Source organism: Pseudomonas sp. H1_D05, assembly GCF_054682705.1.
This window is the reverse complement of record NZ_CP162825.1, coordinates 1,200,363-1,216,969: the sequence shown is the minus strand read 5'-3', so window position 1 is coordinate 1,216,969 and position 16,607 is coordinate 1,200,363. Positions and strand designations below refer to the sequence as shown.

The window sequence follows — 16,607 nt, the reverse complement described above, 5'->3', positions numbered from 1 at the left end:
TAATAAAGCATGACCCGCTTGACGGCTAGCGCCGTCGGAGACCCTTGCAATGCCTGACCAAGATGTACGCTTGCAACACCTGAAAGTTTGGCTCGATGAGCAGTTGGCAATCCTGTTTGCAGATCAGGGCTGGGGCACCGTGCCCCCGGCCACGTTGACTGCGGCCAGCAGCGACGCGAGTTTCCGCCGTTACTTCCGCTGGGAAGGCGAGGGGCGCAGCTTCGTCGTGATGGACGCACCGCCGCCCCAGGAAAACTGCAAACCGTTCGTGGATATCGCTTTTTTGCTGGCGAAATCCGGAATAAATGTGCCGAAAATTTATGCCGAGGACCTCGAGCGCGGATTTCTTTTGCTCAATGACCTGGGCAACCAGACCTATCTCGACGTGATCGATGGCGAAAATGCCGACGCATTGTTCGCCGATGCCCTGCAAGCGTTGCTGGCTTTTCAGCAGTTGCCGATGGTTGCACCGTTGCCGAGCTACGACGTTGCCTTGCTGCGCCGTGAGCTGGAACTGTTCCCCGAGTGGTATGTGACGCGTGAACTCGGTGTCGAATTTGATTCGACTCAGCAACAGCAGTGGCAGCAGGTTAGTGATCTGCTGATCGACAGCGCACTCGCTCAACCCAAAGTGCTGGTACACCGCGACTACATGCCACGCAACCTGATGCTCAGCGAACCGAATCCCGGCGTGCTGGATTTCCAGGATGCGGTTTATGGCCCGGTGACCTACGACGTGACCTGCCTGTTCAAGGACGCCTTCCTCAGCTGGCCCGAAGAGCGCGTGCGCGGCTGGCTGGAAAATTACTGGCAGCAAGCTTCGGCGCTGAACATTCCAGTGCAGCCGGACTTCGAAGACTTCCTGCGCGCCAGCGATCTGATGGGCGTGCAGCGCCATTTGAAAGTTATCGGCATCTTCGCGCGCATCTGCCACCGTGACGGCAAGCCGCGTTATCTGGCCGACGTGCCACGTTTCTTCTCCTATATAGAAGCGGTGATTGCGCGACGTCCTGAATTGGCCGAACTGCAAGCGCTGTTCACCAGCCTGCGGGGTGGAGCAACAGCATGAAGGCAATGATTCTGGCGGCAGGCAAAGGCGAGCGCATGCGTCCGCTGACCCTGACCACGCCGAAACCACTGGTGCGTGCCGGCGGTGTTCCCCTGATCGAATATCACCTGCGCGCCCTCGCGGCCGCAGGATTCAACGAGATCGTGATCAACCACGCCTGGCTCGGTCAGCAGATCGAGGATTATCTGGGTGACGGTTCGCGATTTGGTGTGAGCATTCAGTACTCGCCCGAAGGCGAGCCACTGGAAACCGGCGGCGGGATTTTCCGGGCGCTGCCGATGCTTGGCGATGATGCGTTCCTGGTGGTCAACGGTGATATCTGGACCGATTATGACTTCAGCGTCCTGCACCAGCCGATCAACGGACTCGCGCATCTGGTCCTTGCGGACAACCCGACGCATCACCCGAACGGTGATTTCACGTTAGCCGACGGCCAGGTGATCGATGGCCAGCCTGATGCTGCAACCCTGACCTACAGCGGCATCGCTGTGCTGCATCCGCAACTGTTCGATGGCTGCGCCGACGGCGCGTTCAAGCTGGCACCGCTGCTGCGCAAAGCCATGGCGGCTGGCGAAGTGAGTGGCGAGCGCCTGAAAGGGCACTGGGTCGATGTCGGTACGCATGAGCGTCTGGCTGAAGCTGAAACATTGATAGAAGCGAGTCGCTGACATGTTGTGGCCAGGGACTCTGATTGGAGCCGGAGCGGGATTTGCAATCGCCAGCATTCCGGGGGCCATGCTTGGGGCATTGTTGGGGCAGGCGCTGGATCGGCGTCTGCACTTGCAGAGCTGGGGACACTTGCTGGAAAAACTCGGCAGTCGGCCGATGCTGCGCAACGACGAACTGTTGTTTGTGTTGCTCGGGCGTCTGGCCAAGAGTGATGGTCGGGTTACCGACGGGCATATCCAGCAGGCGCGCAACGAGATGCGTGCGCTGGAGATGAGTGAGCCGGCAACGCGCCGCGCCATCGCGGCATTCAACCGTGGCAAGTCTGAAAATGACAATCTGCGCGGTTATCTGCGGCGCTTGAGCGCGCAGCCCCATGCGGCCGAGGGTGTCTTGCGTGCGTGCTGGCGGATGGTCTGGGCCGATGGTCGTGCTGGCGTCAGCGAGCGTGAATTGTTGGCGCAGTGGGGCAAATGGCTGGGCTGGACAACGCATCAGGTGCAGGCGCTGGCCAGTGATTACGAACCGGGCAAGCGTCCGATCGTCAGTGCTGCAGTGAGCTATCAGGAGGCGATGCGTTTATTGGGCGTGTCGGCCTCCAGTGAACCGGCGCAGATCAAACGGGCCTATCGGCGCCTGCTCAGTCGTCATCATCCGGACAAGATTGCCGGAACGGGGGCGACGCCAGCGCAGGTGCGTGAAGCGACTGATAGAACCCGGGAGCTGCACAATGCTTATACGTTGATTCGTGAGCGGCGGGATTTTCGCTAGTCGTTAGAGCTGTGTTGGCGGTGATGGCCCCTTCGCGAGCAAGCTCGCTCCCACATTGGATCTGTGTACACAATCCATTGTGGGAGCGAGCTTGCTCGCGAATGCGGGCGACTCGGTCTTATTCGGTCAGTCCATGTTCTGCGGATTCAACCAGCCACGCACCCGGCGGAACAACTGTTCCTGCTCAGCCTTGTTGTCTGGCAAGGCTCTGAGCGCCACTTGGCTGAACGCCGAAGTCTTCAAACGCTTGCTCGCCTGCATGCGCTCCAGCGCGGCGTTGCGATCCAGCGGCTTGTCCATGTAGAAAATATCTGCGGTCGGCAGCTTCAGCGTTGGCGTCAGCTCGGCCAGTGGCGGTTTGGCCTTGGCTGGCATCTGCGCATCGACCATGACGAACTTCTCTACCTGCGCGGTTTGTTTCTCGCCCAGGTATCGCGCGGCCCAATAGGCGCCAGTGCCGTGTCCGAGCACGACAATGCTGCGTGCGCTCTGCTGTTCGGCGTAGGCAATCGCGGCGTCGATGCGCGCGAAGATGCGTTCGGCGTCAGCCTTGGATTGTTCTTCAGTGGTTTCGGCGACCACTTGATCCGCCACTTCGGCTTCACCGCCAGCGGCTTGTTCAATTGGCTGCGCGGTAGTGGAGTCCTTGCTACCCGACTCCGGTGCTTTCGGCGCAACCGGCGCTTCAACCACGCGCGGTGCGATGGCGTCGCTTTGCAGGTCGGGCAGGGTGATACTCAGGCTGCTCCATTTTGCATCCGGCAGTTTGCGCCGCAATGGGCCGATTGCCTGCGGCCAGTCAGCGGTTTCGCCGGCGCCAGGGATGATGATCACCACGCCTTTGGGCTCGGCGGTGTTGGCCGGTTTCCACAGGGCGAGGAAGCTGTCGCTGCCGGCCTGCAATTGTTGCTGTTCTTGCGCCGGGACTTTACGTTCCAGTGCGGCGGCCTCTTCCTGACTACGCTCTAGCAGTGGCTGGCGTTCGGCCGGTTTTTCTTCTGCCGGTTTTTCCGCCGCAGGAGTGGGGTCGGCGGCGTTGACGGAAAACGCACAGGGCAGGATCAGCGACAGGCACAATGCTGGCATTGCCAGGCGGTAAACAGAGGGCATCGGTTATTCCAGGCCAGAAAGTATCCCGGCAGCCTAATGGGTTGGTCAGAATTTGTCAGTGTATGAGACTTCAATGAAGCGATTTTGCTGCCTGTGGGTTATCGGCTGTTTGTGGTTTCCCTTGATGGGCTGGGCGGCGCCTGCGCCCCGGCCCACGTTGCGCAATTGTCGGCGGGCCAGCAGCAATGGCTGGCGCAGCACAATGAACTGCGCGTCGGTCTGGTCCTGCAAGCACCGTATGCGCAATACGACCGGCGTTTGCAGCGGCTGTCCGGGGCCAATGTCGAACTGATGAAGTTGTTGGCCAAGACGCTCAATGTCGAACTGAGCTGGCGTAACTTTCAGGATCTCGCACAACTGGAAACCGCCGTGCGCGAGGGCGAGATCGATATCGCTCCGGGCCTGAGTCAAACCCCGAGTGCGTTGCGTCTGTGGCAGTTCTCCGATCCCTACATGCGCGTGCCGCAACTGGTGGTCAGTGATCAGAAGGCCAGTGGCGTGATCGATCTGGAGAAACTCGACAGCCAGGTCCGCGTCGCCGTGCGCATGCCCGGCAGCACCGCGGACTATCTGCGCAGCAACTATCCACACCTGAACCTGCAAGGCGTGCCGCTAGAGCGTCAAGCCTTGCAGTTGTTGTTGACGCAGCAGGCTGCCTACGCCGTGGTCGACGAGGCACAACTCGGGCGGTTGTCGGTAGAGCCGGAGTTCGCCGAACTGGTGGTGGTCGGCGATATCGGCCTGCCGCAACTGCTGCGAGTCGGCTCGCGCCGCGATTGGCCGGAGCTGGCCGGTATTGTGCAAAGTGCTTTGCGCGCGATCCCGGCCAAAGATCTGGAGCAACTGCACAACCAATGGCTGCAACCGAAATACCCGCGACTGTCGGAGTCGCCCGGCTTCTGGCAGAACCTCAGTCTGCTGTTTGCGGTGATGCTGCTCAGTTGTGTCGCGATCGTGTTCTGGCAGCGCCGCCAACAGCACAGCCTGGAGCAGCGATTGCTGGCCGCCCGGGAAGACATCGCCTTGCGCGCGGCCAGCGAAGAAGCGCTGCGGTTGACGCAGTTCTCCATCGATCAAAGCACCGTCGGCATCCTCTGGGTCAACTGGGACAGCCATGTGCGCTACGCCAATCGTTCGGCGGAAAACATGCTCGGTTACCCCTCAGGCGGGTTGATCGAGCGTCCCCTGATCGACTTCGAGCCGGGACTGCACATGGATCGCTGGCTCAATCTGTGGAAGCGCGCGCGTGCCAGCGAAGAAGGGCCGCTGAGTTTCGAAACCAGTTGCGTGCGCGCCGACGGCAGTGTTTTGCCCGCGGACGTGTCGCTGAGTTTCCTGCGCTTTCGCGACAGCGAATACCTGGTGGTTTACCTCACCGATGTCACCGAGCGCCGCCGGGCACTGGCGGCGTTGCAGGAAAGCGAGGCGCGTCTGCAAGGCATTGCGGCGAATGTGCCGGGGCTGGTGTTCCGTCTGGAGCGGGCGCCGGTGACCGGGCAGATCGACTTTGCCTATATCAGCGAGGGCAGCGAAAGTCTGGTCGGCTATGCCCCGGCCGCCATTGCCCATCGCGACATGGGCCTGCGCAGCCTGGTGCATCCCGACGATAAGGCGAGTTATCACTGCACTCAGGATCAGGCGCTGGACACCGACAGTGACTGGTCATGGCAAGGCCGGATCCTCACGCGTCAGGGCGAGCAGCGCTGGGCCGAGATCAAAGCGATCACCCGGCAACTGGAGGACGGCGCGTATGTCTGGGACGGCATCGTCTGGGACATCAGCGAGAGCAAGCGTATCGAGCTGGAACTGGCGGCCTCCCGCGAGCAATTGCGTGAACTGTCGGCGCACCTTGAAAGCGTGCGTGAAGAAGAGAAGGCGCGAATTGCCCGCGAGGTTCACGATGAATTGGGGCAGATGTTGACGGTGCTGAAACTGGAAACATCGATGTGCGAACTGGCCTACGCGCAACTCGATCCCGGTCTGAACGAACGGTTGAACAGCATGAAGCGCCTGATCGCCCAGTTATTTCAATTGGTGCGTGATGTGGCGACGGCGCTGCGACCACCGATTCTCGATGCCGGGATTGCGTCGGCAATCGAGTGGCAGGCGCGGCGGTTCGAGGCGCGTACGCAGATTCCATGCCTGGTGCAGGTGCCGGACAATCTGCCGGCGCTCAGTGATGCCAAGGCGATTGGCCTGTTCCGGATCCTGCAGGAGGCGCTGACCAATGTGATGCGCCATGCCCAGGCGCATACTGTGGAACTGACGCTGGCGCTGGAAGGCGACGAATTGTGTCTGACGGTCGCCGATGATGGCGTAGGATTCGTCGCCGCTGCAGGTCGGCCGACTTCGTTTGGTCTGGTGGGCATGCGCGAACGGGTGCTGATCATGGGCGGGCGATTGACGCTGGAGAGTGAGCCGGGGGAGGGCACCAGTCTGGTGGTGCGGGTGCCGGTGAGTGAGGTTTGAAGATTTGTGGTGTTTGGGCTGACGCTATCGCGAGCAGGCTCGCTCCCACAGGGATTGGTGTGTACCTGAAATCTGGAGAAAAGATTTGATCCGTGTACTGGTAGCCGAAGACCACACCATTGTCCGCGAAGGCATCAAGCAATTGATTGGCCTGGCCAAGGATCTGCAAGTGGTGGGCGAGGCGAGCAATGGTGAGCAACTGCTCGAAACCCTGCGCAATGTGCCGTGCGAAGTGGTGCTGCTCGACATCTCCATGCCCGGGGTCAATGGCCTCGAAGCGATCCCGCGCATCCGTGCTCTGAACAATCCGCCAGCGATTCTGGTGCTGTCGATGCATGACGAAGCGCAGATGGCTGCTCGGGCGCTGAAGGTTGGCGCCGCCGGGTATGCGACCAAGGACAGTGATCCGGCGTTGTTGCTCACCGCCATTCGCAAGGTCGCGGCCGGTGGGCGTTACATTGATCCGGATCTGGCGGATCGCATGGTCTTCGAAGTCGGCCTGACCGATGCGCGGCCGCTGCATTCTTTGTTGTCCGAACGCGAGTTCTCGGTGTTCGAACGCTTGGCCCAAGGCGCCAACGTCAATGACATCGCCCAGCAACTGGCGCTGAGCAGCAAAACCATCAGCACCCACAAGGCGCGTTTGATGCAGAAACTCAACATCACCTCGCTGGCCGAACTGGTCAAGTACGCGATGGAACACAAACTCCTCTGATCAGCACTGTTCCCCTGTGGGAGCGAGCCTGCTCGCGAATGCGGTGTATCAGTCACAGAATGAGTTGAATGACCCACCGCTTTCGCGAGCAAGCTCGCTCCCACAGGGTTCTTTGTTCAGCTCTCGATGTGCGCATATCCATTAACGACAGGCGCTTTTGCTTGTTCTTGCAGCTTGCAGCTCAACCCTCGCCATTGCCTTATCCATTAGCGCCATCCTTGTAGGGCAATCCCTACCCCCAACCTTCCATCCGGCTGAGGCGATTCTCTCCTGCGCCCCGATTTGCGTGCCTGTCAGCAACCACTAGGCTTAATCCACAAGCAGTCATCAACAACAAAGGTGTGGGTATGAGCCAGGTCGAAACAAACGCAGGGGCCAGTGATGTGCTGGTCAGCTTTCGTGGAGTGCAGAAGAGCTACGACGGCGAGAACCTGATCGTCAAAGACCTCAACCTGGACATCCGCAAAGGCGAATTTCTCACCCTGCTAGGGCCATCCGGTTCCGGCAAGACCACTAGCCTGATGATGCTCGCTGGCTTCGAAACACCGACCGCCGGCGAAATTCTGCTGGCCGGGCGCTCGATCAACAACGTGCCGCCGCACAAGCGCGACATCGGCATGGTGTTCCAGAACTACGCGCTGTTCCCGCACATGACCGTGGCGGAAAACCTCGCGTTTCCACTGACCGTCCGTGGCCTGAACAAAAGCGATGTCAGTGACCGCGTGAAAAAAGTCCTCAGCATGGTTCAGCTCGACGCGTTCGCCTCGCGTTATCCGGCGCAACTGTCCGGCGGTCAGCAACAGCGTGTGGCGTTGGCCCGTGCGCTGGTGTTCGAACCGCAACTGGTGCTGATGGACGAGCCTCTTGGCGCCCTCGACAAGCAACTGCGTGAACACATGCAGATGGAAATCAAACACCTGCACCAGCGCCTCGGTGTGACCGTGGTCTATGTGACCCACGATCAGGGTGAAGCGCTGACCATGTCCGACCGCGTGGCGGTATTCCATCAAGGCGAAATCCAGCAGATCGCCCCGCCCCGCACCCTTTACGAAGAGCCAAAAAACACTTTCGTCGCCAACTTCATCGGCGAGAACAACCGCCTCAACGGCCGCCTGCTCAGCCAGACCGGTGAGCGCTGCGTGGTCGAGTTGGGCCGTGGCGAAAAGGTCGAGGCGCTGGCGGTCAACGTCGGCCAGACCGGCGAACCGGTGACCCTGTCGATCCGTCCGGAGCGCGTCAGCCTCAACGGTTCGAGCGATCAATGCGTTAACCGCTTCTCAGGGAGGGTGGCGGAATTCATCTATCTGGGCGACCACGTCCGGGTGCGCCTGGAAGTCTGCGGCAAGACCGACTTCTTCGTGAAACAACCGATTGCCGAGCTCGATCCTGCGCTCGCCGTCGGTGACGTGGTACCGCTTGGCTGGCAGGTCGAGCACGTACGCGCGCTTGATCCGCTTTTAGAGGCGAACTGATCGCCCCGGCAATACCAACACCAACCCTGCACGTGGAGAGAACAATAAATGTTGAGATCCCTGAAGTTCACCGCCCTGACCCTGGGCCTGATGGGTGCGGCCAGCGCGATGGCCGCCGGCCCGGATTTGACCGTGGTGTCGTTTGGCGGGGCGAACAAGGCGGCGCAAGTCAAAGCCTTCTATGCACCGTGGGAAGCGGCGGGCAACGGCAAGATCGTCGCCGGCGAATACAACGGCGAAATGGCCAAGGTCAAAGCCATGGTCGACACCAAGAGCGTGTCGTGGGATCTGGTGGAAGTTGAATCGCCAGAGCTGTCCCGTGGCTGCGACGAAGACATGTTCGAACAACTCGACCCGGCACTGTTCGGCAAGACTGAAGACTACGTCAAAGGCGCGATTCAGCCGTGCGGCGTGGGCTTCTTCGTGTGGTCGACCGTACTGGCTTACAACGCCGACAAGCTGAAAACCGCGCCGACCAGCTGGGCCGATTTCTGGGACACCAAGAAATTCCCGGGCAAGCGTGGCCTGCGCAAAGGCGCCAAGTACACCCTCGAATTCGCGCTGATGGCCGACGGTGTGGCGCCGAAAGACGTCTACAAAGAGCTGGCGAGCAAGGGTGGCCAGGATCGTGCGTTCAAGAAGCTTGATGAGCTGAAGCCAAACATTCAGTGGTGGGAAGCCGGCGCGCAACCGCCGCAATACCTCGCTTCCGGTGACGTAGTGATGAGCTCGGCCTACAACGGTCGCATCGCTGCCGTGCAGAAGGAATCCAACCTGAAAGTGGTGTGGAACGGCGGCATCTACGACTTCGACGCCTGGGCCATCCCGAAAGGTCTGGACGCCAAGCGCGCCGAAGCGGCGAAGAAATTCATCGCTTACTCGGTACAGCCGCAGCAGCAGAAAACCTACTCGGAAAACATCGCCTACGGCCCGGCCAATACCCAAGCCGTACCGCTGCTGGCCAAGGATGTTCTGAAAGACATGCCGACCACCCCGGAAAACATCGCCAACCAGGTGCAGATCGACGTCAGCTTCTGGGCTGACAACGGCGAGCAACTGGAGCAGCGCTTCAACTCCTGGGCTGCGAAATAACCGAGGGCTCGCTCTCCTGTGGGAGCGAGCTTGCTCGCGAAAGCGCCAGTACATTGAACATTGATGTCGACTGATGCGCCGCCTTCGCGAGCAAGCTCGCTCCCACATTTGGATCTGTGTGCATCAATCGATCGAGGTGGTTCACCACCTCTGTAACGATCAAAGATTTGCGGAGTACGTCATGGCCATCGCCGTTCCCCTGAACGAGGGCACCAGCCCCACCTTGAAGCAGAAGCTCAAGCGCGCCGAGCGGGTCAACCGCTGGAAGGCTCAAGCGCTGATTGCGCCGCTGGTGCTGTTTCTGTTGCTGGTGTTTCTGGTGCCGATCGTGGCGCTGCTCTACAAAAGCGTCGGCAACCCCGAAGTGGTCGGCGGCATGCCGCGCACCGTGGCGGCCATCGCCAGTTGGGACGGCCGTGGCCTGCCCGCTGAACCGGTCTACAAGGCTGCCGGCGAAGACCTCGCCGAAGCGCGCAAAAACCAGACGCTGGGCGATCTGTCCAAGCGCTTGAACATGGAGTTGGCCGGCTATCGCAGCCTGTTGACCAAAACCGCCCGGGCGCTGCCGTTTGCCAGCGAGCCGGCCTCTTATAAAGAAGCCCTCGAAGGTCTCGACGAACGTTGGGGCGACCCGGCCTACTGGCAAGCGGTCAAACGCAACACCAGCAGCATTACGCCTTACTACTTGCTGGCTGCGGTCGATCACCGTATCGACGACCTCGGCGAAATCGCCCCGGCCACCCCGGATCAGGCGATCTACCTCGACATCTTCGCCCGCACCTTCTGGATGGGCCTGGTCATCACCGTGATCTGCCTGCTGCTGGCTTATCCGCTGGCGTACCTGCTGGCCAATCTGCCGTCGCGGCAAAGCAACCTACTGATGATCCTCGTGCTGCTGCCGTTCTGGACATCGATCCTGGTGCGCGTCGCCGCGTGGATCGTACTGCTGCAATCGGGCGGTCTGATCAACAGTGGGCTGATGGCCATGGGCATCATCGATAAACCGCTGGAACTGGTGTTCAACCGCACCGGCGTGTACATCTCGATGGTGCACATTCTGCTGCCGTTCATGATCCTGCCGATCTACAGCGTTATGAAAGGCATCTCGCCGACCTACATGCGCGCGGCGATTTCCCTCGGCTGCCACCCGTTCGCCAGTTTCTGGCGGGTGTACTTCCCGCAGACCTACGCCGGTGTTGGCGCCGGTTGCCTGTTGGTGTTCATCCTCGCTATCGGCTACTACATCACCCCGGCGCTGCTCGGCAGCCCGAACGATCAAATGGTCAGCTACTTCGTCGCTTTCTACACCAACACCAGCATCAACTGGGGCATGGCCACCGCGCTGGGCGGGCTGTTGCTGCTGGCGACCGTGGTGCTTTATCTGATTTACAGCTGGCTGGTCGGCGCCAGTCGCCTGCGCCTGAGCTAAGGGGAATTCGAAATGCTGAGTCCTTACATGTCGCCCATTGAACGGGTGTGGTTCTACAGCCTGCGGATCCTCTGCGGCCTGATTCTGTTGTTCCTGATTCTGCCGGTGCTGGTGATTATTCCGCTGTCATTCAACTCGGGGAGTTTTCTGGTCTATCCGCTGCAGGGTTTCTCGCTGCAGTGGTACTACGACTTCTTCGCCTCGGCGGAATGGATGCGGGCACTGAAGAACAGCATCATTGTTGCCCCAGCGGCGACGGTGCTGGCGATGATATTCGGTACGCTGGCGGCGATTGGTCTGACTCGCGGTGACTTCCCCGGCAAAGCGCTGGTGATGGCGCTGGTGATTTCGCCGATGGTGGTGCCGGTGGTGATCATCGGCGTGGCGAGTTATCTGTTCTTCGCGCCGTTGGGTTTGGGCAACAGCTTTTTCTCGCTGATTGTGGTGCATGCGGTGTTGGGTGTGCCGTTTGTGATCATCACCGTGTCGGCGACATTGCAGGGGTTTAACCACAACCTGGTGCGGGCGGCGGCGAGTCTCGGTGCATCGCCACTGACGGCGTTCCGCCGGGTGACCTTGCCGCTGATTGCACCGGGGGTGATTTCCGGGGCGTTGTTTGCGTTTGCGACTTCGTTTGATGAGGTGGTGGTGACGTTGTTTCTTGCCGGGCCTGAGCAGGCGACGTTGCCACGGCAGATGTTCAGCGGGATTCGCGAGAACCTGAGTCCGACGATTGCCGCTGCTGCCACGTTGCTGATCGCCTTCTCCGTCATTTTGCTGCTGACCCTGGAATGGCTGCGCGGGCGTAGCGAAAAACTGCGTACGGCTCAGGTTTAAGGGCCAGATCAAAAGCTTACCCCCTCACCCCAGCCCTCTCCCCCAGGGGGGCGAGGGGGAAAGGGAGCAGATCGTTGTGCTTTTCAAAACCCGAGAACGACTCGGTATCTCAAGTCGGTGTATCTCCTCCATGCACCTCGGTCAGTCAGTCTTTTTACCTTCGGGGGGAAAGGGAGCAGATCGTTGTGCTTTTCAAAACCCGAGAACGACTCGGTATCTCAAGTCGGTGTATCTCCTCCATGCACCTCGGTTAGTCTTTTTACCTTCGGGGGGAAGGGGAGCAGATCGTTGTGCTTTTCAAAACTCGAGTTCGACTCGGTATCGCACGTCGGTGTACCTCTCCCATCCACCTCGGTCAGTCCCCTCTCCCTCCGGGAGAGGGCTAGGGTGAGGGGCTCTTGATCTTCTAACCGATCAACCATTCACCACCTGAATAGCAGACAACCCCAAATCCCCAGCTAATCTTGTGCCCAGCTCCCACATCTATAAGAGGCTGCGCACGATGAGTCTGTCCCAGTTCAAAATCGCTCACAAACTGATCACCGGCGCCGCCGCCATCGAACAACTGGCCGCTGAGCTCACGCGCCTGGACATCGACAATCCACTGATCGTCACCGACGCCGCGCTGGTCAAATCCGGCACCGTCGAGCTGGCGCTGGTGCAACTCGGTGGGCGCGACTACGAGATTTTCGACCGCGTGCTGCCCGATCCGGAAATCGCCATCGTCGAAGACTGCATGCGCGTTTACCGCGAGGGCGGGCATGACGGCTTGATCGGCCTCGGTGGCGGCAGTGCCATCGACATCGCCAAAAGCGTCGCCGCCTACGCCGGTTACCACGGCGCGCTGGAAGATCTGTTCGGCGTCGATCAGGTGCCACGCAAAGGCCCACCGCTGATTGCCATCCCGACCACCGCCGGCACCGGTTCCGAAGTCACCAATGTTGCGATTCTCTCGGACAAAGTCGCGCAGTTGAAGAAAGGCATCGTCAGCGACTTTCTGTTACCGGACGTGGCGCTGGTCAGCCCGCAAATGACCCTGACCTGCCCACGCAGTGTCACCGCCGCCAGTGGTGTCGACGCGTTGGTGCACGCCATCGAATCCTATCTGTCGGTGAATGCCTCGCCGATCACCGATTCGCTGGCCATCGGCGCCATCAAGCTGATCGCCAAAGCGTTGCCCAAGGCCTATGCCAACGGCGCCAACCTGCAGGCTCGCGAAGACATGGCCACCGCCAGCCTGATGGCCGGCATGGCGTTCGGCAATGCCGGGGTTGGCGCGGTGCATGCGCTGGCGTATCCACTGGGCGGGCGTTTCAATATCGCCCATGGCGTGAGCAATGCCTTGCTGCTGCCGTATGTCATGACCTGGAACAAGATGGCCTGCGTCGAACGCATGCAGGATATTGCCGAAGCCATGGGGGTGAAGACTGCTCATCTGAGTGCAGCCGAGGCGGCGGACAAAGCCGTGCAGGCGATGACCGATCTGTGCGCGGCCGTGGAAATCCCGGCCGGGCTGCGTAGTTTCGGCGTGCCGGAAGAGGCGATCCCGGCGATGGCCGTGGAAGCCGCGGGCATTGAGCGGCTGATGCGCAATAACCCGCGCAAACTCAGTGCTGTCGATATCGAGAAGATCTACCGCGCGGCGTATTGAGTCAGCGCTGGTCATCCGTCATGGCATAACCCAATCATCGCGGTCACGGTGCGCGCTTGGAAACTTGAGGTATACAATGCGCGCCATCGTGATTTAGCTCAGAAAAGGTGCGTCATGCAGCCCTTCGTAATTGCTCCGTCGATTCTCTCCGCCGACTTCGCCCGCCTCGGCGAGGAAGTAGACAACGTTCTCGCCGCTGGCGCCGACTTCGTCCACTTCGACGTCATGGACAACCACTACGTGCCAAACCTGACCATCGGTCCGATGGTCTGCGCGGCATTGCGCAAGTACGGCGTTACCGCGCCGATCGACGCGCACCTGATGGTCAGCCCGGTGGATCGCATTGTCGGCGACTTCATCGAAGCTGGCGCCACCTACATCACCTTCCACCCGGAAGCCACGCTGCACGTCGATCGCTCGCTGCAGCTGATCCGTGAAGGTGGCTGCAAATCCGGTCTGGTGTTCAACCCGGCGACCCCGCTGGACGTGCTCAAGTATGTGATCGACAAGGTCGACATGGTCTTGCTGATGAGCGTCAACCCGGGCTTCGGCGGGCAGAAGTTCATTCCTGGCACCCTCGATAAACTGCGCGAAGCGCGGGCGATCATCGATGCCTCGGGCCGTGACATCCGCCTGGAAATCGATGGCGGCGTCAACGTCAACAACATCCGCGAAATCGCCGCTGCTGGCGCTGACACCTTTGTTGCCGGCTCGGCAATCTTCAATGCGCCGAACTATCAGGAAGTCATCGACAAGATGCGTTCCGAACTGGCGCTGGCTCGCCCATGAGCGGGTTTGAGCAGCTGTTCCCGGGGAAACTGCCACGGCTGGTGATGTTCGATCTGGATGGCACACTGATCGACTCGGTTCCGGACCTGGCAGCCGCCGTGGACACCATGCTGCTCTCTCTCGGCCGGCAACCGGCGGGCATCGATTCGGTGCGCGAGTGGGTGGGCAACGGCGCGCCAGTACTGGTGCGCCGTGCGTTGGCCGGTGGTATCGATCATTCGGCGGTGGATGACGTCGAAGCCGAGCACGCGCTGGAAGTATTCATGGACGCCTACGGCGCCAGCCATGAGCTGACCGTGGTCTATCCCGGCGTGCGCGACACTCTCAAGTGGCTGCACAAGCAAGGCGTGGCCATGGCGCTGATTACCAACAAACCGGAGCGCTTCGTCGCGCCGCTGCTGGATCAGATGAAGATCGGTCGCTACTTCAAGTGGATCATCGGTGGCGATACCCTGCCGCAGAAAAAGCCTGATCCGGCCGCGCTGTTTTTCGTGATGAAAATGGCCAACATCCCGGCCTCGCAATCGTTGTTCGTCGGCGACTCGCGCAGCGACGTGCTGGCGGCGAAAGCGGCGGGGGTCAAATGCGTGGCGCTGAGTTATGGCTACAACCACGGCAGGCCGATCGCCGAGGAATCCCCGGCGCTGGTGATCGACGATCTGCGCAAGCTAATTCCCGGTTGCCTCGGTTCGGCCGCTGAGATAACGTTGCCCGACGCTGCTCAATCCCATTCTGGAAACGCCATCGTGGTGGTCACTCGCAAACTCTGGATGAAAGTCATCAAGGCCCTGGCCCGCTGGCGTTGGCGCGCCTGACTTGTTCCTGGCCGGCCTGCCGGCGCGTTTGCATACCTGACTGATTTGCCCCTCACACCACGAGGCACCTTATGATCCGCGAAGAATTCCTGCGCTTGGCCGCTGACGGCTACAACCGCATTCCGTTGGCCTGCGAAACCCTGGCCGACTTCGACACCCCGCTGTCGATCTACCTGAAACTGGCCGACCAGCCCAACTCCTACCTGCTCGAATCGGTACAGGGCGGCGAGAAATGGGGCCGTTACTCGATCATCGGTCTGCCGTGCCGCACTGTGTTGCGGGTTCATGACCATCACGTCAGCATCACCGTTGATGGCGTCGAGACCGAAAGCCACGACGTTGAAGATCCGCTGGCCTTCGTCGAAACCTTCAAGGCGCGTTACAACGTGCCGACCATCGCCGGTCTGCCGCGTTTCAACGGTGGTCTGGTCGGTTACTTCGGTTATGACTGCGTGCGTTATGTCGAGAAGCGCTTGGGCAAGTGCCCGAACCCGGATCCGCTGGGCGTACCGGATATTCTGCTGATGGTTTCCGACGCCGTCGTGGTGTTCGACAACCTCGCCGGCAAGATGCACGCGATCGTGCTGGCCGACCCTGCGCAGGCGGATGCCTTCGAACAAGGTCAGGCACAGTTGCAGGCGTTGCTGGAAAAACTCCGTCAGCCGATCACCCCGCGCCGCGGCCTGGATTTCAGCAAGCAGCAGTCGGCTGATCCGGTGTTCCGTTCGAGTTTCACCCAGAACGACTACGAAAAAGCCGTCGATACCATCAAGGAATACATCCTTGCCGGTGACTGCATGCAGGTTGTGCCGTCGCAGCGCATGTCGATCGACTTCAAGGCTGCGCCGATCGATCTGTACCGCGCTTTGCGTTGCTTCAACCCGACGCCGTACATGTACTTTTTCAACTTCGGCGACTTCCACGTCGTTGGCAGTTCGCCGGAAGTGCTGGTGCGGGTCGAAGACAACCTGATCACCGTGCGCCCGATTGCCGGCACGCGCCCACGTGGCGCCACGGAAGAAGCGGATGTGGCGCTGGAAGAGGACTTGCTGTCAGACGACAAGGAGATCGCCGAGCACTTGATGCTGATCGATCTGGGTCGTAACGACACTGGCCGGGTTTCGGAAATCGGCTCGGTGAAGCTCACCGAGAAGATGGTCATCGAGCGCTATTCCAACGTGATGCACATCGTCTCCAACGTCACCGGCCAGTTGAAAGCCGGGCTGACGGCAATGGACGCGCTGCGAGCGATTCTGCCGGCGGGCACCTTGTCGGGCGCGCCGAAGATTCGCGCGATGGAAATCATCGACGAACTGGAGCCGGTCAAGCGTGGCGTCTACGGTGGGGCGGTGGGTTACTTCGCCTGGAACGGCAACATGGACACCGCGATTGCGATTCGTACGGCGGTGATCAAGAACGGCGAACTGCACGTGCAGGCCGGTGGCGGTATCGTCGCCGACTCGGTGCCGGCACTGGAATGGGAAGAAACCCTGAACAAACGCCGCGCGATGTTCCGCGCCGTGGCCCTGGCCGAGCAAACCCCGGAAGCCTGAACTCACGCAAAACCCCCTGTAGGAGTGAGCCTGCTCGCGATAGCGGATTAACATTCAACGGATATGTTGTCTGAACCACCGTAATCGCGAGCAGGCTCACTCCTACATTTTGATCTGTGTTCAGCCATAAAAAAGCGGCGCCTGTGAAGGCGCCGCTTTTTTATGCGTG

At 60.5% G+C, this 16,607-nt stretch carries 13 protein-coding genes and 1 pseudogene; 13 read left to right on the top strand and 1 reads right to left on the bottom strand.

The window, feature by feature from the left end:
• Positions 1-49 precede the first annotated feature (49 nt).
• The 3 genes from AB4O11_RS05625 to AB4O11_RS05615 are packed head-to-tail and all read left to right on the top strand — an operon-like array spanning position 50 to position 2,506.
• Entirely contained in the window at positions 50-1,069 is a 1,020-nt protein-coding gene (locus AB4O11_RS05625; protein WP_460089087.1) for an aminoglycoside phosphotransferase family protein, read from the top strand.
• Positions 1,066-1,737, top strand: a complete 672-nt coding sequence (murU, locus tag AB4O11_RS05620; RefSeq protein WP_186619870.1) for an N-acetylmuramate alpha-1-phosphate uridylyltransferase MurU — start codon at positions 1,066-1,068, stop codon at positions 1,735-1,737. Before AB4O11_RS05625 ends, murU begins: the two co-directional genes overlap by 4 nt.
• Position 1,738: 1 nt before the next feature.
• Positions 1,739-2,506 (top strand): TerB family tellurite resistance protein, encoded by a 768-nt coding sequence (locus AB4O11_RS05615; protein WP_460130316.1) that lies wholly within the window; start codon positions 1,739-1,741, stop codon positions 2,504-2,506.
• A 126-nt stretch (positions 2,507-2,632) separates the two neighbouring features.
• Here the strand turns inward: AB4O11_RS05615 and AB4O11_RS05610 are convergent, their stop codons facing one another.
• A complete protein-coding gene (locus AB4O11_RS05610; protein ID WP_460130315.1) occupies positions 2,633-3,616 on the bottom strand; it encodes an alpha/beta hydrolase family protein in 984 nt (327 codons plus the stop codon).
• A 73-nt stretch (positions 3,617-3,689) separates the two neighbouring features.
• Here AB4O11_RS05610 and AB4O11_RS05605 point away from each other — a divergent pair.
• The 10 genes and pseudogenes from AB4O11_RS05605 to trpE all read left to right on the top strand — a co-directional run bounded on the left by AB4O11_RS05605 (position 3,690) and on the right by trpE (position 16,438).
• Positions 3,690-6,085 (top strand): annotated as a pseudogene (locus tag AB4O11_RS05605) (PAS domain-containing sensor histidine kinase).
• Between the two features lie 85 nt (positions 6,086-6,170).
• Positions 6,171-6,800 carry a response regulator gene (locus tag AB4O11_RS05600; RefSeq protein WP_093441901.1) on the top strand — a complete coding sequence of 210 codons (630 nt, stop codon included), beginning with the start codon at positions 6,171-6,173 and terminating at the stop codon, positions 6,798-6,800.
• Between the two features lie 347 nt (positions 6,801-7,147).
• Complete coding sequence (locus AB4O11_RS05595) at positions 7,148-8,272, top strand: ABC transporter ATP-binding protein (RefSeq protein WP_194935294.1); 1,125 nt, start codon at positions 7,148-7,150, stop codon at positions 8,270-8,272.
• A 48-nt stretch (positions 8,273-8,320) separates the two neighbouring features.
• Positions 8,321-9,364, top strand: coding sequence for an ABC transporter substrate-binding protein (locus tag AB4O11_RS05590; RefSeq protein ID WP_016983607.1), 1,044 nt, complete (start codon positions 8,321-8,323; stop codon positions 9,362-9,364).
• Between the two features lie 181 nt (positions 9,365-9,545).
• Complete coding sequence (locus AB4O11_RS05585; RefSeq protein WP_093441896.1) at positions 9,546-10,793, top strand: ABC transporter permease; 1,248 nt, start codon at positions 9,546-9,548, stop codon at positions 10,791-10,793.
• A gap of 12 nt (positions 10,794-10,805) precedes the next feature.
• The gene (locus AB4O11_RS05580; RefSeq protein WP_460130313.1) at positions 10,806-11,630 is read left to right on the top strand and encodes an ABC transporter permease; all 825 of its coding nucleotides are present in this window, start codon (positions 10,806-10,808) and stop codon (positions 11,628-11,630) included.
• Positions 11,631-12,132: 502 nt separating this feature from the next.
• On the top strand, positions 12,133-13,281 hold the full coding sequence (locus tag AB4O11_RS05575; RefSeq protein ID WP_093441891.1) for an iron-containing alcohol dehydrogenase: 1,149 nt from the start codon (positions 12,133-12,135) through the stop codon (positions 13,279-13,281).
• A gap of 114 nt (positions 13,282-13,395) precedes the next feature.
• On the top strand, positions 13,396-14,070 hold the full coding sequence (gene rpe, locus AB4O11_RS05570) for a ribulose-phosphate 3-epimerase (protein WP_007918813.1): 675 nt from the start codon (positions 13,396-13,398) through the stop codon (positions 14,068-14,070).
• A complete protein-coding gene (locus AB4O11_RS05565; RefSeq protein WP_034155098.1) occupies positions 14,067-14,885 on the top strand; it encodes a phosphoglycolate phosphatase in 819 nt (272 codons plus the stop codon). Before rpe ends, AB4O11_RS05565 begins: the two co-directional genes overlap by 4 nt.
• Before the next feature lie 71 nt (positions 14,886-14,956).
• Positions 14,957-16,438: an anthranilate synthase component I gene (gene trpE / locus AB4O11_RS05560; RefSeq protein ID WP_223027412.1), complete on the top strand. Its 1,482-nt coding sequence runs from the start codon at positions 14,957-14,959 to the stop codon at positions 16,436-16,438.
• Positions 16,439-16,607: the final 169 nt, after the last annotated feature.